Here is a 25652-nt window from a genome sequence, read left to right on the forward strand (position 1 = left end):
CCTCCAGTCCGGGGTACTGCTGCTCGTCGCTCATGCGTTCTCCTCGATGCTTGCGATAGTCCGGCCCCCATCATCCCCCGGCAAACGGAGGTCGGTGTCAGCGAGCGTCGCCTCCACCTGTGCACGCAGCGCAGCGGCGACGGCCTGCTGGGCCCACTCCTGACGCCTGCGGCCCTTGAGATCCGCGGGTGGAGCGAGCGTCACGGGCGCGCCGAACGCCGCCAGGATGCGGCGTCGCGGCGGGGGCCACACGCTGACCGGCTCGCCTGCTCGGCGAGTGCCGATCAGCGCCGTCGGGACGATGGGCGCCCCCGACTGGAGTGCCAGCCACGCAGCACCGCCGTGCACCGCATCGGCCGTGCCCGCGCCTCGCGTGCCTTCCGGGAACATGCCCACCACGCCGCCTCGGCGCAGCACGGCGAGCCCCTGCGCCAGCGCCGTCCTGCCGGCGCCCTCGACGCGGATCTGGCCAGCGGCGCGCAGGATGGGTCCGAGCGCACCGCGGTACATGTGAGACCCGATGAGGAAGTGGGACGGTCGAGACACGACGCCGTGCAGCACGGGACCGTCGATGAAGCCCACGTGATTCGCGACCACGATGGCGGCGCCCCGCCGAGGCAGATGCTCGCGACCGCGGACCTCGGTCGCCCACCAGCCCCGCGCGAGCGCGACGCCGACCCACCGGGACCATCGCGGTCCCCAGGCGCTCGGCGCGTCGGATCCCGTCACAGTGCCGCCTCGTGCGCGAGCTGCACCACCGCTCGCACCGCCTCCTCGATGGTCAGGTCGGTGGTGTCGAGGGTGTGGACGCCATCAGTGGCCTCATGGAAGCTCACGACGGCGGAGTCACGTCGATCTCGACCCAGCACCGCCTCGCGTACGGTCGCGACGTCCGCGCCTTCGCCCGCACGGCGCGCCACCCGCACCTCGTCGTCGGCCGTCATGAGGACCCTGACGTCGGCATCGGGCGCGATCACCGTGGTGATGTCGCGGCCTTCGACGCACACTCCCCTGCCTCGGGACATCCCGCCGTCGCGCTCCAACCGGATGACCTCACGCTGCATCTCCTGCAGGATGGGGCGCGCCTCGAGGTTGGTGGCGACCTTCGACACCGTGAGGGCGACCGTGTCGGTGCGGATCTGGCGCGAGACGTCCTCACCATCGAGCAGCACGCGCGGGTTGCGCGGATCGAGCACCAGCTCGACGTTCATCGTGGCGACCATGGCTGCGACATCGCTGGTGACGGCGAAGTCCACGCCTTCCATGAGGCACGCGAGGGTCGCGACCCGGTACGTCGCTCCCGTGTCGAAGTACGCCAGACCCAGGCGGGTGGCGACCTCGCGGGACACGGTGGACTTGCCGGTGCCCGCGGGCCCGTCGATGGCGATGACGATTCCAGTCATGAGGCTGCGATCTCCCACTCGTGTGCGATGAGCGCTCGCGACAGCTCGTCCGCCTTGGCGGGCAGGACGTGAAGCGTGGTGAGTCCCACGGGCTGTCGTGGCGAGTGCTCGATGGTGATGTCTTCGACGTTCACGCCGACCGAGGCCACGTCGGACAGCAGCCGCAGCAGCTGTCCTGGCTCGTCGGGGACGATGACGGTCACGGGGATCCACTCCCGCTTGGCCCCACCGTGCTTGCCAGGGATGCGCGCCACCTCGACACGTCCGCGTTCGATCAGGTCGGTGAGCGCCTCGCCCACGTCATCCGAGTCCCGGACGTCCTCGAGGTCGTCGATGATGTGCGTCAGCGTCGCCACCAGCGCGTGGCGGTTGAGCCGCGCGATGTCCGCCCACATGCGGGGGTCGGAGGCCGCGATGCGCGTCACGTCCCGCAGTCCCTGTCCGGCCAGCGCCACGTCATCGGGCCCCAGGGTGCCGAGCGCGGCGGCCACAGCGGAGGCCGCGACCTGGGGCGCATGCGACACCCGCGCGACCGCGGCGTCGTGCGCGTCAGCGTCCATCGTGACGAGGTCGCATTGGAGCGCGTGCGGCACGCGCGACACGAGCTCGACGGCGTGCGCTGTCGCACCATTGGGGCACAGCACCCACGGCCGGGCCTTGAACAGGTCGCCCTGCGCCGCGAGGGCCCCGGAGATCTCGCGACCCGCCATGGGGTGCGACCCCACGTATCGATCGCCATGACCGGTGGCGTGAGCTGCCCGGGCGATCGGCGCCTTGACGCTCGCCACGTCGGTGACGACGGCGTCGGCCCAGCGCTCGAGGGCTCCCGCGACCACGGTGGCGGCGAGGGCAGGCGGCACTGCGACGATGACCAGGTCGGGGGCGGAACCCTCCGGCGCCCGTCCCGCGCCGATCGCGTGGGCGAGCGCCTGAGTCTCGGGGTCGGCGTCCTCAATGGTCACCGGCCAGCCCTCAGCGCTCAGGCCGATGCCGATGGACGCGCCGATGAGTCCCGCGCCGATGACGTGGGTGCGCGGCAGCGAGCCATCCATGGCTACTGCGCCAGGTCGCGCCGCAGAGACACCGCGTCGTGAAGGTACACGTGGGTGATCTCGTTCCGGGACCGGCCGGTCTCGGCGTGCATCATCACCCGGACCACGAGCGGGAGCGCACCCGGAACCGCCATCTCCTGGGCGCACATGAGCGGCACGGCGCCGAATCCCAGCTCGCGCGCCGCTGCGGCGGGGAAGTCACTGACGATGTCGGGAGTGCAGGTGAAGATCACGGAGACGATGTCATCGGTCTCGAGGGAGTTGGCGGCCACGACGGCCTCGACGAGTTCCTGCGTGCGCTGATGCAGGTGTTCTCGCTCGTCGCGCTCGAGCGTGGTCGCTCCGCGGATGGCTCTCAGAGGCATGGGGACCATCGTATCGGCCAGCGCACCGCCTCAGAGCCCCGCGACCTTCATCAGCGAACCGACTTCTTCGCGACCGAGCCGACGCACCTGGCCCGGCTGCAGGGTGCCCAGGGAGATCGGCCCGAAGTCGGTGCGGACCAGGTCGATCACCGGGTGCCCGGCCTTGTCGAGCATGCGGCGCACGATGCGGTTGCGACCCTCGTGGAGCTCCACCTTGACGAGGGAGGCGTCATCGCGTGCGTCGAGGATGGCGCAATCGGTCACGCGCACCGGTCCGTCGTCGAGATCCACCCCCGCACGCAGCATGGTGCACAGCGACTTCGGCACGCGGCCCTCGACCTTGGCGACATACACCTTCGGGACCCCGTGCGAGGGGTGGGCGAGCCGGTTGGCGAGGTCGCCATCGTTCGTGAGCAGCAGCACCCCCGTGGTCTCCGCGTCGAGCCTGCCGACGTGGAACAGCCGCTCCTCGAAGTCGGCGACGAACTCGTCCAGGGATCGACGCCCCTGGGGGTCGCTCATCGTGGAGACCACACCCGCGGGCTTGTTGAGCACCACGACGACCTTCGAGTCGTCGACGCTGATGCGTTGACCCTTGACCTCGATCGTCACCTCGTCGGGATTGACGCGGACGCCGAGCTGGTCGACCACCTCGCCGTTGACCTTGACGAGCCCACGTTCGATGAGGATCTCGCACTTGCGACGCGACCCCACTCCCGCGGCCGCCAGCACCTTCTGCAATCGCACGCCCTCGGGGCGGTGCACTTCGAGCTCATCCATCAGCGGCCCTCTCCATCGATGTCAGCGAGGTCGGGCAGGTACGGCGCGAGCTCGGGAAGGTCGTCGAGCGAGGCGAGGCCCAGCCGCTCGAGGAACTCGGTGGTCGTGCCGTACTGCACGGCGCCGCCCACCTCGCCCACCTCGGTGACGAGCGACCGCGCGCTCAGCGTCTTCATGACGGAGTCCACGCTCACCCCGCGCACCTGAGAGATCTGGCCACGGGTCACCGGCTGCCGGTACGCCACGACGGCGAGGGTCTCGAGCGCCGCCTGGGACAGCCGCGCGGACTGGCCCTCGACGATGAACGTGCCCACCGCATCGGCGTACAGACGCGAGGAGTAGATGCGCCAGCGACCGTCGACTTCGCGGAGCTCGAACCCTCGCGGCGCGGCGGGGTCGGCGTACTCGTCGCGCAGCTCGTGGAGCACCGCGATCACCTGGTCCAGCGGCACGTCCACCGCCGCGGCGAGGTCTGCCGCATCCACGGGCTCATCCACGACCATCAGGATCGCCTCGATGGCGCCCCTCGTGTGCACGTCAGTCATCCGATCGCGTCTCCGTCTCCTGTGCCGACCCATCCGCTTCGGGGGCACCGCCGGCGGCGCCCTCGTCGAACTCGTCGGACACCTCGATGTCCACGTCCCCGTCTCCGCCTGTCCAGCGGATCGTGAGCTCGCCGAGCGATCTCATCTGTTCGAAGGCGACCACCGCCTCCTTGAACAATTCAAGCAGGGCGAGGAACCGCGCGACGACCACGTTCACGTGATCCGCGTCCTGCACGAGCGCGCGGAAGGTCACCACGCGCTCACGCTGCAGCCTGCTCGTGACGAGCGCGGCCTGCTCCCTCACGCTCACCGCTGGGGCGTGCAGGTGCGTCAGGCTCACCCCCGCCTGTTCAGGCTTGGGCTGCAGCGCGTGGGCAGCGAGGCGCGCCAGGTCGTCGGGCGTGACCGACCACACCAGCTCCGGCAGCAGCATCGCGAAGTGCGGCTCCAGGGTCACGTCGCGCGGGAGTCGCCTGGGCGCCGCGAGCAGTTGGGAGAACGTGCCGGCGACCAGCTTGTACGCCCGGTACTGCAGCAGGCGCGCGAACAGCAGATCGCGCGCCTCGAGCATCTCCAGGTCCTCGACGTCATCGACCTGCCCCTGGGGAAGCAGCCGTGCCGCCTTCATGTCGAGCAGGGTGGCCGCGACGACCAGGAACTCGCTCGCCTGCGACAGGTCCCAGTCCGTCTCGTGCGCGGCGATCGTGGCGAGGAACTCATCGGTCACGCGGGCAAGGGCGACGTCCGTGATCTCCATCTCGTGCTTGGAGATGAGAGACAGCAGCAGGTCGAACGGACCCTCGAAGTTGTCCAGGTGCACCGAGAACGCCGGACGCTGCTCCCCGGCTGGGGCCTCCGTCGGGACGGTCACGGTCGGACGGTCGCGGTCAGGCCGCGACGCCCCAGGCGACGAGCTCGCGGGCGAGGGTGCGGTACTGCTCCGCGCCCGTGTGCTTGGGGGCGAACGTCGTGATGGGCTCGGCGGCGACCGTCGCGTCCGGGAACTTCACGGTGCGGTGGATCATCGTCTGCGTGACCTTGTCGCCGAACCGCTCCCGGACCCGTTCGACGACCTCCTGCGCGTGCAGCGTGCGACCGTCATACATGGTGGGGATGATCGCGTCGACGGCCAGGCGCGGGTTGAGCCGATCCTGCACCTTGTCGATGGTCTCCACGAGCAGCGCGACGCCGCGCATGGCGAAGTACTCGCAGGCGAGCGGGATGATCACGCCGTGTGCCGCCACCAGGGCGTTCACGGTGAGCAGGCCCAGCGATGGCTGGCAGTCGATGAGGACCACGTCGTAGTCGTCGAGGACCGGGCGCAGTCCGCGCGCCAGCGTCGACTCGCGCGCCACCTCGCCCACCAGCTGCACCTCTGCGGCGGACAGGTCGATGTTCGCGGGCACGAGGTCGAGGCCGTCGACCGGGGTCTTGCGCACGATCTCGTCGATGCCCACTGACGAGCGCATGAGCAGGTCGTACACCGTGGTGTCGAGCTCGTTGGGGTTCACTCCGAGACCGGCGGAGGCAGCGCCCTGCGGGTCGAAGTCGACCACCAGCACCTTGCGTCCGTACTCGGCGAGCGCTGCCGCGAGGTTGACGGTGGTGGTGGTCTTTCCGACGCCGCCCTTCTGGTTGCACAGGGCGATCACTCGGGCCGGGCCGTGCCCTCGCAGCGGGGTCGGTTCGGGGAAGTCGGTCACCCGGCCCACACTACCGAACCCGGACGGGGCCGCTCAGCGGGCACGCGGGTGCGTCGCGGCATAGACCTCTCGCAATGCGTCCTGGGTCACCGCGGTGTAGATCTGCGTGGTGGTGACGGACGCATGGCCCAGCAGCTCCTGGACGACCCGCACGTCAGCCCCGCCGGACAGCAGGTGCGTCGCGAACGAGTGACGCAGGGTGTGGGGCGACACCCCAGAGACTCCGGCGCGCTCGGACGCCACCTTCAGGATCGACCACGCGCTCTGGCGGGACAGCCGTGAACCGCGGGTGTTGAGAAAGAGCGCGGCGGTCCCCCGGCCCGACTGGGCAAGCGCGGACCTGGCGCGCACCAGGTAGGCGTCGAGCGCATCGGCCGCGTATGACCCGATGGGCACCACCCGCTCCTTGCGTCCCTTGCCCCTCAGCAGCACCGCCTGCTCCCCCGGGGCCAGAGCCACGTCGTCGACGTCGAGACCGATGGCCTCCGAGATGCGCGCGCCGGAGGCGTAGACCAGTTCGAGCAGAGCGCGATCCCTCACGGGCCCCACGCCGTCGCCGGCGCCGGCCTGGTCGAGGATCCGCGCGACGTCGTCGGTGGAGATGGCCTTCGGGAGGCGCTTGGGAACGGACCGCGGCTTGACGTCCAGCGAGGGGTCGTCGCGCGTCCATCCCTCAGCCACGGCGAATCGGTGCCAACCACGCACGGCGACCACCGTGCGCGAGGCCGATGCGGGGGCGAGTGCGCGCCCTCCGTCATCGCCGGTGCCGATCGCCTCGGCGAAGGCGGCGACGTCAGCGCGCGTCGCCTCCGCGAGCCCCGGACGACCACGCCCACTCAGGAACGTCTCATATCGCCCGAGGTCGCGGCGATACGCCGCGACAGTGTTCTTGCTGAGTCCCCGCTCGACGGTCACGTGCGCCAAATAGGCCTCGAGCTCGTCTGCGAGCATGCTCACGCCTGCAGGACGGTCAGCGCATCGGGGAGGAAGGGATCGATCAGCACGGCGGCGAAGACCAGGCTCAGGTACGTGATCGAGTCACGGAACAGCCGCATCTCGCGGAGCTTGGACTCCCCCCGCTCCGAGCGCCGGTAGAGCCGGATGCAGCCGCCCACGAACCAGGCGCCCGAGCCGACGGCGACGGCGAGATAGACCCACGTCATGCCCGCCACGGGCACGAGCACCAGAGTCGCGGCGACCATCGCCACTGCATACGCGATCATCTCGATCGCGACGCGTCGCGTCGACGCGACCACCGGGAGCATCGGCACCTCGGCGTTGGCGTAGTCGCGACGGAACCGCATCGACAGCGGCCAGTAGTGCGGTGGGGTCCAGAAGAAGATGACCGCGAACAGCAGCACCGGCGTCCACGACAGCGACTCCGTCACGGCCGCCCAGCCGATCAGCACGGGCATGCAGCCCGCGAGGCCGCCCCACACGATGTTCTGCGAGGTGCGGCGCTTGAGGATGAGGGTGTACCCCACCGCGTAGCCAAGAATGGCCAGGACGGCGAGCACCGTCGCCAGCGGCGACCCCACGACCCACAGGAACCACGCGGTCGCGGCGATGCTGAGAGCCCACGCGAACACGAGTGCCGCTCGCGGCGTCACGGCGCCCGTGACGAGCGGACGGTTCTGGGTGCGCTTCATCACGGCATCGATGTCACGGTCGATGTAGCTGTTGAAGACGTTGGCGCCGCCGGCGGCGAGCGCGCCGCCGATGAGGGTGGCGACCACGAGCGACCAGGAGGGCCAGCCATCGGCCGCGAGCACCATCGTGGGGATCGTCGTGACCAGCAGCAGCTCGATGATCCGAGGCTTGGTGAGCGCCACGTAGGCCTTGAGCCGACGGGTGGCGAGCAGCCACCGCGGCACGGTGGGCGCGGGCACCTCGTCGGTCACAGAGGCGGCGGAGGACATGCCACCATCCTACCTGCGCACCGGGGGCCGGGACCCCCAGCGCGCGGGCCGGCATGACGCCCATATGTCCGCCCTCTCACGCGCGCGCGTCCGCGCCTGTGAAGAGGGCCGATGCGTGCCCGCGGCGGCACTGTGCCCGGTAGGCTGGCGGAGAATCAGCACACGAGTCCTTGGGAGAATTCTGTGACCGTCAATTGGACCGACGCGGATCGCCGCGCCGTCGACACCCTTCGCGTTCTTGCCGCCGACGCCGTCGAGAAGGTCGGCAACGGCCACCCCGGCACGGCCATCTCGCTCGCGCCCGCCGCGTACCTGCTCTATCAGAACGTCATGCGCCACGACCCGTCCGACTCGCGGTGGCTCGGTCGCGACCGGTTCGTGCTGTCAGCCGGGCACTCGTCGCTGACGCAGTACCTGCAGCTGTTCGCGTCCGGCTACGACCTGAACCTGGACGACATCAAGGCGCTGCGGACCTGGGGCTCGCGCACGCCTGGTCACCCCGAGTACCACCACACTGACGGGGTCGAGACGACCACCGGCCCGCTGGGCCAGGGTGTGGCCACCGCCGTCGGCATGGCCATGGCTGCTCGACGTGAGCGCGGCCTGCTCGACCCGGACGCGGCCGCAGGCGAGAGCCCGTTCGACCACCACATCTACGTCATCGCCTCCGACGGCGACCTCCAGGAGGGCGTCTCCGCCGAGGCGTCGTCGCTCGCCGGCACCCAGGAGCTCGGCAACCTGATTCTGATCTGGGACGACAACAACATCTCGATCGAGGACGACACCGACGTCGCCTTCACCGAGGACGTCATCGCCCGGTACGCGGCATACGGCTGGGACACCCACCACGTGCAGTGGAAGAAGGCCGGCGAGGACTACGTCGAGGACATCGACGCCCTGGCCGACGCCCTGGCCGCTGCGAAGGCAGAGACCGGCAAGCCGTCCTTCATCGCCCTCAGCACGATCATCGGCTGGCCGTCGCCCACCAAGCAGGACACCGGCGGCATCCACGGCTCGAAGCTCGGCGGCGACGAGGTCAAGGCGCTCAAGGAGCTCCTGGGCTTCGACCCCGAGAAGACCTTCGAAGTCGAGCCCGAGATTCTCGAGCACTCCCTCAAGGTGCGCGAGCGGGGCCAGCAGGCCCACTCCGAGTGGAACGGCGTGTTCGCCCGGTGGGAGGCGGAGAACCCGGAGCGTGCGGCCCTGCTCGCCCGCTTCAACTCCGAGCAGCTGCCCGAGGGCTGGACCGATGCGCTCCCCGTGTTCGAGGCCGGCAAGTCCGTCGCGACCCGCGCCGCGTCTGGCGAGGTGCTCAACGCCCTCGCGCCGGTGCTGCCGGAGCTGTGGGGCGGCTCGGCCGACCTCGCAGGCTCGAACAACACCACAATGGCGGGCGAGCCGTCGTTCCTCCCCGAGCACCGCTCCACGGAGAAGTTCGCCGGCAACATCTACGGCCGCACCCTGCACTTCGGCATCCGCGAGCACGCCATGGGAGCGATCCTCAACGGCATCGCGCTGCACGGGCCGACCCGCGCCTACGGCGGCACCTTCCTGACGTTCTCCGACTACATGCGGCCCGCCGTTCGCCTGGGAGCGCTCATGAAGGCCCCGAGCATCTTCGTGTGGACGCACGACAGCATCGGCCTCGGCGAGGACGGCCCCACGCACCAGCCGATCGAGCACCTCGCCGCGCTGCGGGCGATCCCCGGCCTCGCCGTGGTGCGCCCGGCGGACGCCAACGAGACGTCGTACGCATGGCGCGGCATCCTCGAGCGCGTCGAGGGCCCTGCGGGCATCATCCTGACGCGCCAGGGAGTGCCCACGTTCGACCGCACCGACCTGGGCGGCGCCGAGGGCGTCCTCAAGGGCGGCTACGTGCTGGCGGACACGGACGGGACTCCGGACGTGGTGCTGATCGCCACCGGCTCCGAGGTGCAGCACGCGATGGGCGCCAAGGAGCTGCTCGCGAAGGACGGCATCCACGCCCGCGTGGTGTCCATGCCGTGCCGCGAATGGTTCGACAACCAGGACGAGGCGTACCGCGAGTCCGTGATCCCCGCGGCCGTCAAGGCGCGTGTCGCCGTCGAGGCGGGAATCGCCCTGTCGTGGCACGACCTCGTGGGCGATGCGGGCCGCATCGTCTCGATCGAGAGCTACGGCGCCTCGGCAGACGCGAACCTGCTGTTCGAGAAGTACGGCTTCACCGCCGAGAACGTCGCGGCGCACGCCCGCGAGTCCCTCGAAGCCGCCAAGTGACCGGACGCGGTGAGGGGACGGCGCACGCAGTCCCCTCACCGCGGACCACCGAATCGAAGGGCCTACCTCACGTGAACAACCCCCTGCGTGATCCCCGGGATCGCAGGCTTCCCCGCATCGCCGGCTCCTGTGGCCTGGTGATGTTCGGCGTCACGGGCGACCTCGCTCGCAAGAAGCTCATGCCCGCCGTGTATGACCTCGCCAACCGCGGACTCCTGCCGCCCGCCTTCGCCCTGACGGGCTTCGCCCGGCGGGACTGGGAACGCCAGGACTTCGAGGAGGTCGTGTACAACTCCGTCCGTGAGCACGCACGGACTCCGTTCCGTGACGAGACCTGGAAGCAGCTGGCTGAGGGCATTCGGTTCGTGCAGGGCACGTTCGATGATCCTGACGCGTTCCAGGAACTGCGCCGCACCGTCGAGGAGCTCGACGAGCGCCGCGGCACCGGCGGCAACCACGCGTTCTACCTGTCGATCCCGCCGTCGGCCTTCCCGCAGGTGCTCACGCAGCTGCGCGACTCCGGCCTGTCGGATCCCAAGGAAGGCGCGTGGCGCCGGGTCGTGATCGAGAAGCCGTTCGGGCATGATCTGCAGTCGGCCAACGAACTCGACGCAGTGGTCTCCGACGTCTTTCCGCCGGACTCCGTGTTCCGCATCGACCACTACCTGGGCAAGGAGACGGTGCAGAACCTGCTGGCGCTGCGCTTCGCGAACCAGCTCTTCGAGCCCATCTGGAACAGCCAATACATCGACCACGTGCAGATCACGATGGCCGAGGACATCGGCATCGGGTCGCGCGCGGGGTACTACGACGGCATCGGTCAGGCCCGCGACGTCATCCAGAACCACCTGCTCCAGCTGTTCGCCCTCACCGCGATGGAGGAGCCCGCGACGTTCGACGCGAACGACCTGCGCGACGAGAAGGAGAAGGTACTCCGGGCGGCGAAGCTGCCCGCGGACCTGAGCGCCAACACGGCGCGCGGGCAGTACTCCGCCGGCTGGCGTGGCGGCGAGCAGGTGGGCGGCTACCTCGACGAGGACGGCATCGACCCCGAGTCGATCACCGAGACCTACGCGGCGATCCGGCTCGACGTCTCCAACCGTCGATGGGCCGGCACGCCGTTCTACCTTCGTGCAGGCAAGCGGCTCGGCCGGCGCGTCACCGAGATCGCGCTGGTCTTCAAGAAGGCGCCGAGCCCGTACTTCCAGGAGATCGAGGGAGTCGACGTCGGGAACAACGCGCTCGTCATCCGCGTGCAGCCCGACGAGGGCGTCACTCTGCGGTTCGGGTCCAAGGTGCCCGGCACGCAGATGGAGGTCCGGGACGTCACCATGGACTTCGCGTACGGGAACTCATTCGTCGAGTCCTCCCCCGAGGCGTACGAGCGGCTGATTCTCGACGTGCTGCTGGGCGACCCCCCGCTGTTCCCCCGGCATGAGGAGGTGGCGCTGTCCTGGAAGCTTCTCGACCCCGTCACCGCTCACTGGGAGACGCAGGGACAGCCGGAGCAGTACCGCTCTGGCACGTGGGGACCGGCGAGCGCCGACGCGATGCTCACCAAGGACGGCCGCGTCTGGAGGCGCCCATGATCTACACGATGCCCATGACCACCACGTCCGCGATCAACAAGCAGCTGGTGCAGGCCCGCAAGGACTACGGCGTGATCACGCTCGGTCGCGTCATGACGCTCGTCATCGACGCGACGGACGCCGACGTCGAGGCCGCCATCGAGACGGCCAATGTCGCGTCGCGCGAGCACCCGTGCCGCATCATCGTGGTGTCCCCCGAGGAGTGTGGCGACGACTGTCTGAATGCTGAGCTTCGCGTCGGCGGAGATGCCGGCGCCTCCGAGGTGGTGGTGCTGCGCCCGTCCGGCGAGCAGGTGGCGCACGCCGACACCCTGGTCACTCCCCTGCTGCTCCCCGACGCCCCCATCGTCGCGTGGTGGCCGGCTGCGGTCCCCGCGGCCACGGCCGGGTCCGGCATCGGGCGCATGGCTGCCCGACGCATCACCGACACCAAGGGTGAGGACCACCCCGATCAGGTGCTGGTGAGGCTCGCGGAGGCCTACCAGCCTGGCGATACCGACCTGGCCTGGACGCGCGTGACGCGGTGGCGCGCCCTGCTCGCCGCGGCACTCGAGCAGGTGGGCGACCGCGAGGTCACCAAGGCACGGCTGCACGGCGACACTGGCAGTCCGTCGATCCTGCTCCTCGGGGCCTGGCTCCAGCATGCGCTCGGCTGCGAGTTCGAGGCGACCTACTCGGATCAGGTGCGCGGCCTTCAGTCGATCGTGCTCGAGACGCCGTCTGGCGAGATCGGCATCCACCGACCCGACGGGCACAACGCCACGCTCACCCAGCCAGGACAGCCCGACCACACGATCGCACTGCCGGCCCGCACCCTCGGAGACTGCCTGGCGGAGGAGCTGCGCCGCCTCGACGACGACCCTGTCTACGGTGAGTCGCTGGCCCAGTACGCGCAGCTGCGGAGTGGGTCATGACGGCCGCGCGTGAGGTGATCGTCTACGCGGATGCCGAGGCTGTCGCCGACGCCACCGCAGCGCGCCTGCTGCTGCGCATCGGAGACACCCTGGCCCACCGGGAGCGGGCCGATGTGGTGGTCACCGGCGGCACCGTCGGGATCGCCACCCTTGCGGCCGTCGCCGCATCGCCGCTCGCGACGGCCATCGACTGGACGGATGTCCACGTGTGGTGGGGCGACGAGCGCTTCGTTCCCGTCGGTGACGCGGACCGCAACGAGGGCCAGGCACAGTCGGCCCTGCTCGCGTCCCTTCCGTTGCCGGAGGAGAACATCCACCGCATGGGAGCCGAGGGACAGTTCGCGACCGCGGAGGACGCGGCCACGGCCTACGCGCGCGAGTACGCCGACGCGGGCTCGCCCGCCTTCGACGTGCTCATGCTCGGGCTGGGCCCTGACGGCCACGTCGCGTCGCTCTTCCCCGGCCACCCGGGCCTTGCCGCAACGGGCTCGCCGACGCTCGCCGTGCACGACTCCCCCAAGCCCCCGCCCACGCGCGTGTCGCTGGCTCTCGAGACCATCAACCGCGCGCGCGAAGTGTGGGTGATCGCGGCCGGCGAGGCGAAGGCGGACGTCGTCGCCCGCTGCCTGCGTGGAGACCTCGAGCTGCCCGGGGCCGCGGTCGCCGGGTCCGATCGGACGCTGTGGCTGATCGATGCGGCGGCCGCGACCAGCATCTGATCGACGCGTCGCGCGTCAGAGGCGCGCCTTGACCGCCTCGACGATCGTCGTGATGTCGAAGTCGGCAGGCTTCGCGTAGATGACGTCGTCGTCCGCGCGGAACGTGAAGACGCCCTTCTCTCCCGGCTTGAGCGTGACGCCCTCGAGGTGCTGGCCGAAGGTGCTCAGCAGGGTGCGCTGCGCATCCATCGCGCGGTCAAGATAGCCGCATGGGACGCAGTACTCGATCTCGATCTGCATGGTTCTCCTCGTGTCGAAGGGCGGGCACGATGCCCACCCCCGACGCTACCGGCTGAGCGCGGATGCCCCGAACAGCCGCGAGGGCGGCCCGCCCCCGAACGCACGAGACCGCCCGGCCCCGAGGGGCACGGACGGTCTCGATGCAGTCGCGAGCGTCAGGAGTCAGCGATGGCCATGCGCCGCTGGCGCAGCACATCGAGTGCCTCGGCCAGCAACGCCTCGCCCTCTTCCTCCGAACGGCGCTCCTTGACGTACGCGAGGTGCGTCTTGAAGGGCTCGTTGCGAATGGGCTCAGGCGGGTTGTCCGCGTCGAGCCCGGCCGGGAAGCCGCACTTGGGACAATCCCACTCGAGCGGGATCTCCGGCGCCTCCCCCTCGTCGCCCATCGCAAAGCTCGGAGAGGTCACGTGGCCACGCGCACAGAAGTACTGGACCATCTGCCGAGGCGCGGACTCGCCGCGCTCGTCCTCGCCGAGCGGCCCTGCTCCTACACGCGATCCACGGATCGCACTTCCACCTGCCATGATTCCCCCTCGGAATTGGCGTTAGAACGAATACCGGGTGATGAGACCCAGCAGCACGACGATCATGCCCCACAGCACCGCGACGATCCACGTGATGCGTGACAGATTGCGTTCGCCGACCGCGGAGGACTGCACTCCAGAGGCGAATCCACCGCCGAACATGTCGGTGATGCCGCCGCCGCGTCCGCGGTGGATCAGCACCAGGCCGATGATGATGACGCTGGTGATCACCAGCAGCACCCACAGCGTGGTCTCGAGAATGTCCACAGCTCTCCTTCAGATCCGGATCGAACGCCTACCAGGATACGCGACGAGTCGCGCGGCGTGGACCGGCTACAGACCCACCTGGTGGGCACGGAAACGGGCGATCTTCGCGAACTCCTCAGGATCGAGGCTCGCACCGCCCACCAGACCTCCGTCGACGTCGGTCTCGGCCATCAGCTGAGCGATGGACCCGGACTTCACCGAACCGCCGTACAGCACGCGCACGCCGTCGGCCAGTTCTGCGTCGTACAACTCGGCGAGCCGTCCACGGATCGCGGCGCAGACCTCCTGGGCGTCGGCCGGAGTGGCGACCTCACCGGTGCCGATGGCCCAGACGGGCTCATAGGCGATGACGACGTCCTTCGCCTTGTCGGCGGGGAGCCCTGCAAGCGAGCCGTCGAGCTGGGCGAGCGTGTACTCGACCTGGCGGCCCTCCTTGCGCACGTCGAGGCCTTCGCCCACGCAGACGATCGGCACGATGCCGCTCTCGAAGGCGGCGGCGGCCTTCGCCGCGACGACCTCGTCGGTCTCGCCGTGGTACTCGCGACGCTCGGAGTGGCCCACTGCGACGTACGAGACGCCCAGCTTCGCGAGCTGTGAACCCGCAACCTCGCCGGTGTACGCGCCGGAGGCGTGCTGCGAGATGTCCTGTGCGCCGTACTTGATCTCGAGCTGATCCGCGTCGACGAGAGTCTGCACGGACCGGATCGACGTGAACGACGCCAGCACCGCGACCTCCACGTCGGCGAAGTCGTGCTTCGCGTCGCGCAGCAGCCAGGCCAGCTTCTGCACCGTGTGAGTGGCCTCGAGGTGGTCGAGGTTGAGCTTCCAGTTGCCAGCGATCAGCGGCGTGCGTGCCATAGGTCAGTCCTCCAGAACGGCCAGGCCCGGCAGGACCTTGCCTTCGAGCAGTTCGAGCGACGCGCCGCCGCCCGTGGAAATGTGGCTGAAGCCGGCCTCGTCGAAGTCGAGACGGCGCACGGCCGCAGCCGAGTCGCCGCCACCGACGACGGAGAAGCCGTCCGAGTCGATCATCGCCTGCGCCACGGCCTTGGTGCCCCCAGCGAAGGCGTCGAACTCGAACACGCCCATGGGGCCGTTCCAGACGATGGTCTTCGCGTCGGCGATCTTGGCGCCGAACGCCTTCGCGGCGACGGGGCCGATGTCCAGGCCGATCCACCCATCGGGGATCTGATCGGCGGGCACGGTCTTGTGCTCGGCGTCAGCCGCGAAAGCGGAGGCGACCTCGATGTCCTCGGGGAGCACGATCTCGACGCCGTTGGCCTCGGCTGTCGCGAGGTAGCCCTTGACTGCCTCGATCTGGTCCTCTTCGAGCAGGGAGTTGCCCACCGCGTGGCCCTTGGCCGCGAGGAAGGTGAACACCATGCCCCCACCGATCAGCAGGCGGTCCGCCTTGCCCAGCAGGTTGGCGATGACGCCCAGCTTGTCCGAGACCTTCGAACCGCCGAGCACGACGACGTAGGGACGCTCGGGGTTGGTGGTGGCGCGCGACAGCGACTCCACCTCGTTCTGCACGAGCGTGCCTGCCGCCGCCGGGAGCAGCGTGGCGATGTCGTAGACCGAGGCCTGCTTGCGGTGCACGACGCCGAAGCCGTCGGACACGAACGCATCCGCGAAGGCCGCCAGCTCTGCGGCGAGCTCCTCACGCTCGGCGTCGACCTTCGAGGTCTCACGGGCGTCGTAGCGCACGTTCTCCAGCATGGCGACCTGGCCGGACTGGAGCGCCGCCACGGTGGCGGCAGCCGACTCGCCGACGAGGTCGTCCGCGAGGGTCACGGGCTGGCCGAGCAGCTCGGACAGACGCGCGGCCGCGGGCGCGAGCGAGTACTCGGGCTTGGGCTCGCCGCCAGGGCGGCCGAGGTGCGCCATCACGATGACGGCGGCGCCGGCGTCGAGGAGCGTCTGAATCGTGGGCACCGACGCGCGCACGCGGCCGTCGTCGGTGATCGTGGTGCCGTCGAGCGGCACGTTGAGGTCGGAGCGGACCAGCACCTTCTTGCCGGTGAGGTCGCCCAGGCTGTCGATCGTTTTCATCACAGTGTCCTTAGTGGTCCAGACATGACGACGTCCGCGCACGCAGTGCGTACGCGGACGTCGTCATGATCTCGGGGTGATTCAGAGCTTGTCGCCGACGAAGACCGTGAGGTCCACGAGGCGGTTCGAGTAGCCCCACTCGTTGTCGTACCAGGAGACGACCTTGACCTGGTCGCCGATCACCTTGGTGAGGCCAGAGTCGAAGATCGACGAGGCCGGGTCCGTCTCGATGTCCTTCGACACGATCGGGTCCTCGGTGTAGACGAGGAAGCCCTTCATGGCGCCATCGGCGGCCTTCTTGACGATCTCGTTGATCTCCTCGACGGAGGTCTCACGCGAGGCGGTGAAGGTGAGGTCGGTCGCGGAACCAGTGGCGACGGGCACGCGCAGGGCGTAGCCGTCCAGCTTGCCCTTGAGCTCCGGCAGCACGAGTGCGACGGCCTTGGCGGCACCAGTCGACGTCGGCACGATGTTCAGTGCGGCGGCGCGGGCGCGACGCAGGTCCTTGTGAGGCGCGTCCTGCAGGTTCTGGTCGGCGGTGTAGGCGTGGATCGTCGTCATCAGGCCCTTCTCAATGCCGATGCCGTCGTTCAGCGCCTTCGCGAGCGGTGCGAGGCAGTTCGTGGTGCACGAAGCGTTCGAGATGATGTGGTGCGAGGCGGGGTCGTAGTCCTCGTGGTTCACGCCCATCACGAAGGTCGCGTCCTCGTTCTTGGCCGGGGCCGAGATAATGACCTTCTTGGCACCGGCGTCGATGTGCGCCTGCGCCTTGGTGGCGTCCGTGAAGAAGCCGGTCGACTCGATGACGACGTCAGCGCCGAGGTCGGCCCACTTGAGGTTGGCCGGGTCGCGCTCGGCCGAGGCGGCGAAGGTGTGACCGTCGACGGTGATGCTGTCCTCGGTGAACGACACGTCCTTGCCGAGACGGCCGAGGATGGAGTCGTACTTGAGCAGGTGTGCGAGGGTCGCGTTGTCGGTGAGGTCGTTGATCCCCACCACCTCGATGTCCGCTCCCGATGCGAGCGCGGCGCGGAAGAAGTTGCGTCCGATGCGGCCGAAGCCGTTGATGCCGACCTTGATGGTCACTATTGATCTCCTCGACTTGCGCCGGACGAGACCGGCGCGGTTGTGGATGGATGCAGGTGCGCACCTCGACGTGCGCGGGGAGCCCGTTCGGAACAGGCCACTTATGCCAGCCTACTACTAACCAGACCCGTCTGGCACGGTACGAAAGTCCTGCAAACTGTCACTCCAGTTCGAGCAGGTCCTGACTGATTCCGGCCTCGGTGTCGGGGATCCCCAACTCCTCAGCGCGCTTGTCCGCGGTGGCCAGCAGACGGCGGATGCGGCCCGCCACAGCGTCCTTGGTGAGCTGCGGCGACGCGAGCTTGCCCAGCTCCTCGAGCGAGGCATCGCGGTTCTCGAGGCGCAGTCGTCCCGCCTCCTGCAGGTGGTCCGGAACCTCGTCGCCGAGGATCTCGAAGGCTCGGTGCACGCGCGCACCGGCCGCGACGGCGGCCTGAGCGCTGCGACGCAGGTTGGCGTCGTCGAAGTTCGCGAGGCGATTGGCCGTGCCCCGCACCTCGCGTCGGGTCCGTTTGTTCTCCCACTCGAGCACCGAATCATGAGCGCCGAGTCGCGTCAGCAGCTGCGAGATCGCCTCGCCATCGCGGATCACCACGCGGTCGATCCCGCGAACCTCCCGGGACTTCGCGCTCACGCCGAGCCTGCGGGCGGCGCCGACGAGTGCCAGGGCCGCCTCCGGTCCTGGCGACGTGACTTCGAGAGCCGACGACCGTCCCGGCTCCGTCAGCGAGCCGTGAGCGAGGAATGCCCCGCGCCACGCGGCCACCGTGTCCTCGATCGAGCCGCCGACGACCTGCGGGGGCAGTCCTCTCACCGGGCGGCCGCGGTGGTCCAGCAGTCCGGTCTGGCGGGCGAGCGACTCGCCCTCCTTGACCACGCGGACCACGTAGCGGTTGCCCTTCTTGAGGCCGCCGCCCGAGACCACGATGATCTCGCTCGACAGCCCGTACACCTCGTGGATAAAGCCGCGCAGCCGGCGCGCGGCGATCGCCGTGTCGAGCTCCGCCTCGATGACGATGCGACCCGAGACGATGTGGAGTCCGCCTGCGAACCTCAGCGTCGTCGCGACCTCTGCCTTGCGGGCCGACGTCTTCTCGACGGCGACGCGCGCGAGCTCGTCCTTCACCTGAGCGGTCAATGCCATGGCGCTATCCTGCCACTCCTCGCTCGGCGCCGCGGACCGCGAGGCCCTGCTCGATCGCGACGCGGGCGAGCTCGCGCCGAAGCGCGTGAGGGTCATGCGCCGGGGCTCCGAGCCCGTCGCGCACCGGTGCCACCAGGAGACGCGCGCCCCAGCGCCCCACCGCATCGGCCAGGCCCGGCTCGTCGCGGTGCTCCGAGTCCACCAGCACGGTGCGGGGCACGAAGTCCGGCGCCATGCGCTGCAGCGCCCGCACGTCATCGGCCCTTCCGGTGCCGGCGGTCTCCTCGTCGTCATGGCCGACGTTGAGCACCAGCACGCTGCGCTGACCGGCACGGACCAAGGCGTCGGCGACCGGTCGCACCATGAAGTGGGTGAGGACCGAGGTATACCAGCTGCCCGGGCCGAGCACCACCAGATCCGCGGCATCGATCGCCTCGACCGTCTCGCGCGGCACCACGGGGCTGGCCGGCGACAGTCGCAGCTCCTCGATCGATCCGTGCGCCGTCGCGACCGCGACCTGGCCCTGGACTTCGCGCACGCCGGAGTCGTCGCGCACGAGCGCGCTCACCTCCAGCGGATCAGCCGACAGAGGCAGCACGCGACCGTGTGCCTGAAGCAGACTGGCCACCCATGCGAGACCGTCGACGACGTCTCCGTTGCGCTCCCAGAGGGCGGCGATCAGCAGGTTGCCCAGCGCGTGCCCGTTGAGCGGCCCGTCCGTCGCGAATCGCCACTGCAGGACGTCTCGCCAGGTGCGGCCCCAGTCGTTGTCCGCACACAGCGCGCTGAGCGCCATCCGCAGGTCGCCCGGAGGCACGATCCCGAGTTCCGACCTCAGCCGTCCCGACGACCCTCCGTCGTCCGCCACGGTCACGATGGCCGTGAGCTCGGGCGTGAGGTCCCGCAGCGCGGTCAGCGATGCGTACAGCCCGTGACCGCCGCCCAGAGCGACGATCCGCGCCTCGCCCGTCATGTGCCAGACCGGTCCCGATGCGTGGTGCGCACTTGGTGTCCGCGGGTGCGCAGCGCCGTCCCGAGCGCCTCGGCAATGGCGACGGAGCGGTGACGTCCGCCCGTGCAGCCGACGGCGATCGTGACCGAATGCTTGTCGTGGGCCCGATAGTGACGGAGCGCCCCGTGCACCACCTCGGCGTAGCCGTCGATGAACTCCCGTGCGCCGTCCGAGGCGAGCACGTGGTCGCGGACGGCGGCGTCGAGGCCCGTCAACGGCCGCAGTTCTGGCTGCCAATGAGGATTGTCGAGGAACCTCACGTCCGCCACATAGTCCGCGTCGGCAGGGATCCCGTTCTTGAACCCGAACGACAGCACGTTGATCTGCAGCGCGGGCACCTCCTGGGCGACCTCGGTGGTCATCACGTCGCGCAGTTGGTGGACGTTCAACGAGCTGGTGTCGATCACGAGGTCGGCGCGATCGCGCACGTCGGCGACCCGCTCTCGCTCGCGGGCAATTCCTTCGAGGATGGTGCCGTCGCCCTGGAGCGGGTGGGGACGGCGTGCCTCCTCGAAGCGGCGCACCAGGGTCGCGTCCGATGCGTCCAGGAACAGCACCCGCACCGGTACGCCCTTGCGCTCGAGGTCGTCCATCACGGTGTCGAGATCCTGGAAGAACTCCCCGCCGCGCACGTCCACCACCGCGGCGAGCCGGCGCTGGGCCTCTCCGGAGATGTGCGCGGACACCAGTCCCGCGAGCAGGTGGGGCGGCAGGTTGTCGACCACGTACCACCCCAGATCCGCCAGCACGGCCGAGGCCTTGGTCCGGCCTGCTCCCGACATGCCGGTGAGCACCAGCAGCTCCGGCACCGTCGCCGGGGTCTCGAAGGTGGGCCGGGGGATGCCGGAGGGATAGGTGACTGCCGCTGCCTCGTCGCTCATGGCTCCAGCATGCCATTGCCGCCTCGGACCGCGGCATGAATCGTCGCCGCCGTCCGTGCGCCGATGCCAGGGACGAGCGCGATCTGTTCCACCGACGCCTCGCGCACCTTCGCGAGGGAGCCGAAGTGCCGGATGAGCGCGGCGGCGCGAGTGGGTCCCACCCCCGCCACCTCGTCGAGGGCCGACGCCTTCATCGCCTTGCCACGCCGGCTGCGGTGGCGGGTGATCGCGAACCGGTGCGCCTCGTCACGCAGTCGCTGCAGCAGGAACAGCGCCTCGGACCCACGCGGCATGATGACCGGGAACTCCTCGCCAGGCACCCAGACCTCCTCGAGGCGCTTGGCGAGGCCCACGACGGTGACGTCATGGATGCCCAGGTCGTCGAGTGCCTCACGCGCGACGTTGACCTGCGGGAGGCCGCCGTCGACGAGCACCAGTTGCGGGGGGTAGGCGAAGCGCGCACTGTCGCGCTCCTCCGGAGGCAGCGCCGACTCCTCGAGATAGCGCCGGAAGCGCCTCGTCAGCACCTCGCGCATCGCGGCCGTGTCGTCCGTCCCGTCGGCGATGGAGAACTGGCGGTACTCCGCCTTGCGGGGCAGCCCGTCCTCGAACACCACCATGGAGCCCACCTGGTTGGTGCCGCCGGTGTGGGAGATGTCGTAGCACTCGATGCGCAGCGGCGCCTGGTCCATGCCGATCGATTCCTGCAGCTCCTGAAGCGCCGCCGCCCGGGTGGTGAGGTCCGATGCGCGCCGCAGCCGATGCTGCTCGAGCACCTGGCGCGCATTCTGATGACCCGTCTGCGCGAGCTCGGCCTTCTTCCCTCGCGCGGGAACCTTGATCGCGACGGCGGCACCACGCACGCCGCGCAGCCACGTCCGCACCGCATCGGCCCCGTCAGGAATCTCGGGCACGAGGATCTCCGGAGGCACCTCCTCACGGTCGGCCCCGGCGTACGCCTCTTGGATCAGCTGGGCCACGAGACCTGATGGTCCGACCGGCTCCGGCTTGTCCACGACCCACCCACGCTCGCCCGTGATGCGCCCGTCGCGCACATGGAAGACGTGTGCCGCGGCCTCCATCTCGTCATCGAGCAGGCTGAAGATGTCCGCATCGGTCCCTGGAGAGAGCACGATGGAGTTGCGATCCATCACGTCCCGCAAGGCGCGCAGCCGGTCGCGGGCCCGGGCCGCGGCCTCGAAGTCCTCGCGTTCCGACGCATCCGTCATCGCCTGCGTGAGGTCGCGGATCATCCCCTTCGCGTCGCCGCCCAGCACGGCGCACACTCGCTCCGCCAACGCACGATGGTCCTCTTCCGAGATGCGCCCCACGCACGGGGCGGAGCACTTGTCGATGTAGCCCAGGAGGCAGGGCCTCCCCTGGCGCTCGGCCTTGCGGAACACGCCCGGTGCGCAGGTCCTCACGGGCAGCGCGGTCAGCAGCGTATCGACCGTGTCGCGGATGGCCCATGCCCGCGCGTACGGGCCGAAGTACCGGACTCCCTGCTTGCGATCGCCCCGCATCACCTGCATGCGCGGGTACTTCTCGTTGAGCGTCACGGCCAGATACGGGTAGGACTTGTCGTCCTTGAACCTCACGTTGAACCGCGGGTCGTACTGCTTGATCCACGTGTGCTCGAGGATGAGCGCCTCGACCTCGTTGCGCACGACGGTCCACTCGACCGATGCGGCCGTGGTCACCATCTGCTGCGTCCGTGGGTGCAGACCGCTCAGCGACTGGAAGTAGCTCGACAGCCGGGCGCGGAGGTTGTTCGCCTTGCCCACGTAGACGACTCGTCCGTGGGGGTCACGGAAGCGATACACGCCCGGGTCCGTGGGAATGCTGCCGGGCGCGGGCCGGTAGTCCGCGGGGTTGGTCACGGCCGCCAGCCTACGCGGGGGCCTCGACGCCGAGGATCTCCTTGAGGAACCGACCGGTGTGGCTCGCCTCGACGTCGGCGATGTGCTCCGGGGTGCCCTCGGCCACCACCAGACCGCCGCCGTTGCCCCCTTCGGGCCCCATGTCGATGACCCAGTCCGCCGACTTGATGACGTCGAGATTGTGCTCGATCACGATGACGGTGTTGCCCTTGTCCACCAGGTCCTGGAGAACGCCCAGGAGCTTGCTCACATCCTCGAAGTGCAGGCCGGTGGTGGGCTCGTCGAGGACGTAGATGGTGCGACCCGTGGATCGACGCTGGAGCTCCGAGGCGAGCTTGACGCGCTGCGCCTCGCCGCCCGACAGGGTAGGCGCCGGCTGACCCAGCCGCACATACCCGAGGCCGACGTCCACGAGGGTGCGCAGGTGTCGGGAGATCGTGGGGATCGCCTCGAAGAACTCCGCCGCCTGCTCGATCGGCATGTCCAGCACGTCGGCGACCGTCTTGCCCTTGAAGTGCACCTCGAGGGTCTCGCGGTTGTACCGGGCTCCCCGACAGACCTCGCACGGCACGTACACGTCGGGGAGGAAGTTCATCTCGATCTTGAGCGTCCCGTCGCCGGAGCACGACTCGCACCTGCCGCCCTTGACGTTGAACGAGAAGCGGCCGGGTCCGTAGCCGCGCACCTTGGCCTCGTTGGTCTCCGCGAAGAGCTTGCGGACCTTGTCCCACACACCCGTGTAGGTGGCGGGGTTCGAGCGTGGCGTGCGCCCAATGGGCCCCTGGTCCACGTGGACGATCTTGTCGAGGTGGTCCGTCCCCGTGATGCGCGTGTGGCGCCCGGCGACCTGACGCGCGCCGTTGAGGGTGTTGGCGAGCGACGTGTAGAGGATCGAATTCACCAGGGTCGACTTGCCCGATCCCGACACCCCGGTGACGGCCGTGAGCACACCCAAGGGGAACGTCACGTCGATGTCCTGCAGGTTGTGCTCCCGGGCGCCCACGACCGTCAGGGCACGATCGGCATCGCGCTGGCGGCGCTCAGCCGGCATGGCAATCGCACGCCGTCCTGCCACGTACGCGCCGGTGATCGAACGCTCGTTGACGAGGAGCTCGTCGTAGGTGCCCGAGTGGACCACCTCTCCCCCGTGCTCGCCCGCACCGGGGCCGATGTCAACGATCCAGTCGGCCGCGCGGATCGTGTCCTCGTCATGCTCGACGACGATGAGGGTGTTGCCCAGGTCTCGCAGGCGGGTGAGCGTGTCGATGAGTCGGCGGTTGTCCCGCTGGTGCAGGCCGATGCTCGGCTCGTCGAGCACGTACAGCACGCCGACCAGGCCGCTGCCGATCTGGGTCGCGAGCCGGATGCGCTGGGCCTCGCCGCCTGACAGCGTTCCGGCGGCGCGCGACAGGGTCAGGTAGTCCAGACCGACGTCGAGCAGGAACCCGAGGCGTGCGTCGATCTCCTTCAGCACCTGCACGGCGATCTGGCGCCCGCGCTCGTCGAGCTCCGCGGTCAGCAGGAAGTCGCGGGCGTCCGCGATCGACAGATCGCACACCTGCGCGATCGAGTGACCACCGATGGTCACCGCGAGCACCTCGGGCTTGAGACGGGTGCCCTTGCACACCGGGCACGGCACCTCGCGCATGTAGGACTCGTACTTCTCTCGCGACCATTCCGACTCGGTCTGCGAGTGGAGACGCTCGAGCCACGTGATGACGCCCTCGAAGCCGGTCGTATACTGCCGCTCCCGTCCGAACCGGTTGCGGAACTTGACGTGGACCTCATAGTCGTTGCCGGTGAGAATCGCCGTCTGGACCTTCTGCGGGAGGTCCTCCCACGGCGTCTCCATCGAGAAGTCCAGGTCGTGCGACAACGCGGTCATCATGCGACCGAAGTACTCCGAGGACGTGGACGTGCTCGACCACGGCGCGACGGCGCCATCGCGCAGGCTGAGTGCCGGATCGGGCACGATGAGTTCGGGGTCCACCTCGAGACGCACACCGATGCCGGTGCACTCGGGGCACGCGCCGTACGGGGCGTTGAAGGAGAAGGTGCGGGGCTCGACCTCCTCGAGGGTCAGCACGTGATCGTTGGGGCACGCGCGCTTCTCGCTGTAGCGGCGCGGCGGCATGTCGTCGTCGACGGGGTCGATCAGCACGAGGCCTTCGGCGATGCGCAGCGCGGTCTCGACCGAATCAGTGAGGCGCTGGCGCACGCCGTCCCGCGCCACGAGCCGGTCCACCACCACTTCGATGGTGTGCTTGAGCTTCTTCTCGAGCTGCGGAACGTCGGTGAGCTGAACCGTCTCGCCGTCCACGCGGGCGCGAGCGAACCCCTGCTGCTGGAGCTCTTCGAACAGATCCGCGTACTCGCCCTTGCGGCCGCGCACCACGGGGGCGAGCACCTGGTAGCGCGTGCCCTCCGGCAGCGCGAGCACGGAGTCCACGATCTGCTGCGGCGTCTGCGCCTGGATGCGTTCGCCGCACACCGGGCAGTGCGGGGTGCCCACCCGTGCGTACAGCAGGCGGAGGTAGTCGTACACCTCGGTGATGGTGCCCACGGTGGAGCGCGGGTTGCGGTTGGTCGACTTCTGGTCGATCGACACCGCTGGCGAGAGTCCTTCGATGAAGTCCACGTCCGGCTTGTCCATCTGGCCCAGGAACTGGCGCGCGTAGGCGGACAGCGACTCGACGTACCGGCGCTGCCCCTCGGCGAAGATCGTGTCGAAGGCCAGCGACGACTTGCCAGAGCCCGACAGTCCGCTGAAGACGATCAGCGAGTCTCGGGGCAGGTCGATGTCGACGCCTTTGAGATTGTGTTCGCGCGCACCGCGCACCATGAGTCGGTCATTCACACGGCAATGCTACGTGCAATCTCGTTCGAACGCATGTTCGATACGGTCGTGTCGCCCCACCGGTGCTGGCAGGATGAGTGGCATGGCTACTTGGACGATCGAATACGTGTACGACGATCGCGCAGACGCGCGCGATCTGCACCGTCCCGCGCACCGCGAGTACCTCGCGGCGCTGGCGGACGAGGGCACGATGCACGCCTACGGGCGCTACGACGACGAGGGAGCACCCGGCGCGCTGCTGGTGTGCGAGGCCGACGACGTCGACGACGTCGAGTCGATCGTCGCGGGCGACCCGTTCGTGGCGGCGGCGCTGGTCCCGGAGCACCGAATCCGTCGCTGGCCGGCGACATGGGCGAAGGCCCTCGGCTCCCGCCTCGAGGCCTGACTCTCCCCAGCACCGACTGAGGCCGGTCCGTGGGGGGGCCCCGGCGCCCCCCCCGCAGGGGGGCCAGGGTTAGCCCCCC

26 protein-coding genes are annotated in these 25652 nt (G+C 69.5%); 5 read left to right on the forward strand and 21 right to left on the reverse strand.

Annotated elements, in window-relative coordinates; all coding sequences use genetic code 11:
- Positions 1-30: 30 nt before the first annotated feature.
- Genes QQX02_RS12880 through QQX02_RS12925 form a run of 10 tightly spaced genes read right to left on the reverse strand, consistent with a single transcriptional unit; the run spans position 31 to position 7767 of the window.
- Positions 31-729: a lysophospholipid acyltransferase family protein gene (locus tag QQX02_RS12880; RefSeq protein WP_301143569.1), complete on the reverse strand. Its 699-nt coding sequence runs from the start codon at positions 727-729 to the stop codon at positions 31-33.
- Entirely contained in the window at positions 726-1403 is a 678-nt protein-coding gene (gene cmk / locus QQX02_RS12885) for a (d)CMP kinase (RefSeq protein WP_301143571.1), read from the reverse strand. Before cmk ends, QQX02_RS12880 begins: the two co-directional genes overlap by 4 nt.
- Positions 1400-2455, reverse strand: coding sequence for a prephenate dehydrogenase (locus QQX02_RS12890; protein WP_301143573.1), 1056 nt, complete (start codon positions 2453-2455; stop codon positions 1400-1402). Before QQX02_RS12890 ends, cmk begins: the two co-directional genes overlap by 4 nt.
- 2 nt (positions 2456-2457) lie before the next feature.
- The gene (gene aroH / locus QQX02_RS12895; RefSeq protein ID WP_301143575.1) at positions 2458-2820 is read right to left on the reverse strand and encodes a chorismate mutase; all 363 of its coding nucleotides are present in this window, start codon (positions 2818-2820) and stop codon (positions 2458-2460) included.
- A 30-nt stretch (positions 2821-2850) separates the two neighbouring features.
- The gene (locus tag QQX02_RS12900; RefSeq protein ID WP_301143577.1) at positions 2851-3600 is read right to left on the reverse strand and encodes a pseudouridine synthase; all 750 of its coding nucleotides are present in this window, start codon (positions 3598-3600) and stop codon (positions 2851-2853) included.
- Positions 3600-4145: an SMC-Scp complex subunit ScpB gene (gene scpB, locus QQX02_RS12905; RefSeq protein WP_367304241.1), complete on the reverse strand. Its 546-nt coding sequence runs from the start codon at positions 4143-4145 to the stop codon at positions 3600-3602. Before scpB ends, QQX02_RS12900 begins: the two co-directional genes overlap by 1 nt.
- A complete protein-coding gene (locus tag QQX02_RS12910; protein WP_301143579.1) occupies positions 4138-5016 on the reverse strand; it encodes a segregation and condensation protein A in 879 nt (292 codons plus the stop codon). Before QQX02_RS12910 ends, scpB begins: the two co-directional genes overlap by 8 nt.
- A 16-nt stretch (positions 5017-5032) precedes the next feature.
- Positions 5033-5857, reverse strand: coding sequence for a ParA family protein (locus QQX02_RS12915; protein ID WP_301143581.1), 825 nt, complete (start codon positions 5855-5857; stop codon positions 5033-5035).
- 24 nt (positions 5858-5881) lie between these two features.
- Positions 5882-6799 carry a site-specific tyrosine recombinase XerD gene (locus QQX02_RS12920; RefSeq protein WP_301143764.1) on the reverse strand — a complete coding sequence of 306 codons (918 nt, stop codon included), beginning with the start codon at positions 6797-6799 and terminating at the stop codon, positions 5882-5884.
- A 2-nt stretch (positions 6800-6801) separates the two neighbouring features.
- Positions 6802-7767 carry a heme o synthase gene (locus QQX02_RS12925; protein ID WP_301143583.1) on the reverse strand — a complete coding sequence of 322 codons (966 nt, stop codon included), beginning with the start codon at positions 7765-7767 and terminating at the stop codon, positions 6802-6804.
- Positions 7768-7950: 183 nt separating this feature from the next.
- On the opposite strand from QQX02_RS12925, the gene tkt reads away from it, so the two are divergent.
- From tkt to pgl, 4 genes are all read left to right on the forward strand, one after another.
- Positions 7951-10023 carry a transketolase gene (gene tkt, locus QQX02_RS12930; protein ID WP_436968517.1) on the forward strand — a complete coding sequence of 691 codons (2073 nt, stop codon included), beginning with the start codon at positions 7951-7953 and terminating at the stop codon, positions 10021-10023.
- A 71-nt stretch (positions 10024-10094) separates the two neighbouring features.
- Positions 10095-11612: a glucose-6-phosphate dehydrogenase gene (gene zwf, locus QQX02_RS12935; protein ID WP_301143585.1), complete on the forward strand. Its 1518-nt coding sequence runs from the start codon at positions 10095-10097 to the stop codon at positions 11610-11612.
- 14 nt (positions 11613-11626) lie between these two features.
- Positions 11627-12526 carry a glucose-6-phosphate dehydrogenase assembly protein OpcA gene (locus tag QQX02_RS12940; RefSeq protein ID WP_301143586.1) on the forward strand — a complete coding sequence of 300 codons (900 nt, stop codon included), beginning with the start codon at positions 11627-11629 and terminating at the stop codon, positions 12524-12526.
- Entirely contained in the window at positions 12523-13245 is a 723-nt protein-coding gene (gene pgl, locus QQX02_RS12945; protein WP_301143587.1) for a 6-phosphogluconolactonase, read from the forward strand. The genes QQX02_RS12940 and pgl overlap by 4 nt, the downstream gene beginning before the upstream one ends.
- Before the next feature lie 15 nt (positions 13246-13260).
- On the opposite strand, the gene QQX02_RS12950 is transcribed toward pgl, so the two are convergent.
- The 11 genes from QQX02_RS12950 to uvrA all read right to left on the reverse strand — a co-directional run bounded on the left by QQX02_RS12950 (position 13261) and on the right by uvrA (position 25188).
- Positions 13261-13485, reverse strand: coding sequence for a SelT/SelW/SelH family protein (locus tag QQX02_RS12950; RefSeq protein ID WP_301143588.1), 225 nt, complete (start codon positions 13483-13485; stop codon positions 13261-13263).
- 155 nt (positions 13486-13640) lie between these two features.
- Positions 13641-14009: an RNA polymerase-binding protein RbpA gene (locus QQX02_RS12955; protein WP_301143589.1), complete on the reverse strand. Its 369-nt coding sequence runs from the start codon at positions 14007-14009 to the stop codon at positions 13641-13643.
- Between the two features lie 21 nt (positions 14010-14030).
- The gene (secG, locus tag QQX02_RS12960) at positions 14031-14276 is read right to left on the reverse strand and encodes a preprotein translocase subunit SecG (RefSeq protein WP_062134056.1); all 246 of its coding nucleotides are present in this window, start codon (positions 14274-14276) and stop codon (positions 14031-14033) included.
- 66 nt (positions 14277-14342) lie between these two features.
- The gene (gene tpiA / locus QQX02_RS12965) at positions 14343-15134 is read right to left on the reverse strand and encodes a triose-phosphate isomerase (protein ID WP_301143592.1); all 792 of its coding nucleotides are present in this window, start codon (positions 15132-15134) and stop codon (positions 14343-14345) included.
- A gap of 3 nt (positions 15135-15137) precedes the next feature.
- On the reverse strand, positions 15138-16328 hold the full coding sequence (locus QQX02_RS12970; protein WP_301143593.1) for a phosphoglycerate kinase: 1191 nt from the start codon (positions 16326-16328) through the stop codon (positions 15138-15140).
- An 81-nt stretch (positions 16329-16409) separates the two neighbouring features.
- Positions 16410-17414 (reverse strand): type I glyceraldehyde-3-phosphate dehydrogenase, encoded by a 1005-nt coding sequence (gene gap, locus QQX02_RS12975; RefSeq protein ID WP_301143594.1) that lies wholly within the window; start codon positions 17412-17414, stop codon positions 16410-16412.
- 160 nt (positions 17415-17574) lie between these two features.
- Positions 17575-18558 (reverse strand): DNA-binding protein WhiA, encoded by a 984-nt coding sequence (gene whiA, locus QQX02_RS12980; RefSeq protein WP_301143595.1) that lies wholly within the window; start codon positions 18556-18558, stop codon positions 17575-17577.
- 4 nt (positions 18559-18562) lie between these two features.
- Positions 18563-19531, reverse strand: a complete 969-nt coding sequence (locus QQX02_RS12985) for a gluconeogenesis factor YvcK family protein (RefSeq protein ID WP_301143598.1) — start codon at positions 19529-19531, stop codon at positions 18563-18565.
- A complete protein-coding gene (gene rapZ, locus QQX02_RS12990; RefSeq protein ID WP_301143600.1) occupies positions 19528-20451 on the reverse strand; it encodes an RNase adapter RapZ in 924 nt (307 codons plus the stop codon). Before rapZ ends, QQX02_RS12985 begins: the two co-directional genes overlap by 4 nt.
- Complete coding sequence (uvrC, locus tag QQX02_RS12995) at positions 20448-22331, reverse strand: excinuclease ABC subunit UvrC (RefSeq protein WP_301143602.1); 1884 nt, start codon at positions 22329-22331, stop codon at positions 20448-20450. Before uvrC ends, rapZ begins: the two co-directional genes overlap by 4 nt.
- 10 nt (positions 22332-22341) lie before the next feature.
- Complete coding sequence (gene uvrA / locus QQX02_RS13000; protein WP_301143603.1) at positions 22342-25188, reverse strand: excinuclease ABC subunit UvrA; 2847 nt, start codon at positions 25186-25188, stop codon at positions 22342-22344.
- 82 nt (positions 25189-25270) lie between these two features.
- Between uvrA and QQX02_RS13005 the strand changes: the two genes are divergently transcribed.
- On the forward strand, positions 25271-25573 hold the full coding sequence (locus tag QQX02_RS13005) for a YciI family protein (RefSeq protein WP_301143604.1): 303 nt from the start codon (positions 25271-25273) through the stop codon (positions 25571-25573).
- Positions 25574-25652 lie beyond the last annotated feature (79 nt).

This window comes from Demequina muriae (assembly GCF_030418295.1).
GTDB lineage: Bacteria > Actinomycetota > Actinomycetes > Actinomycetales > Demequinaceae > Demequina > Demequina muriae.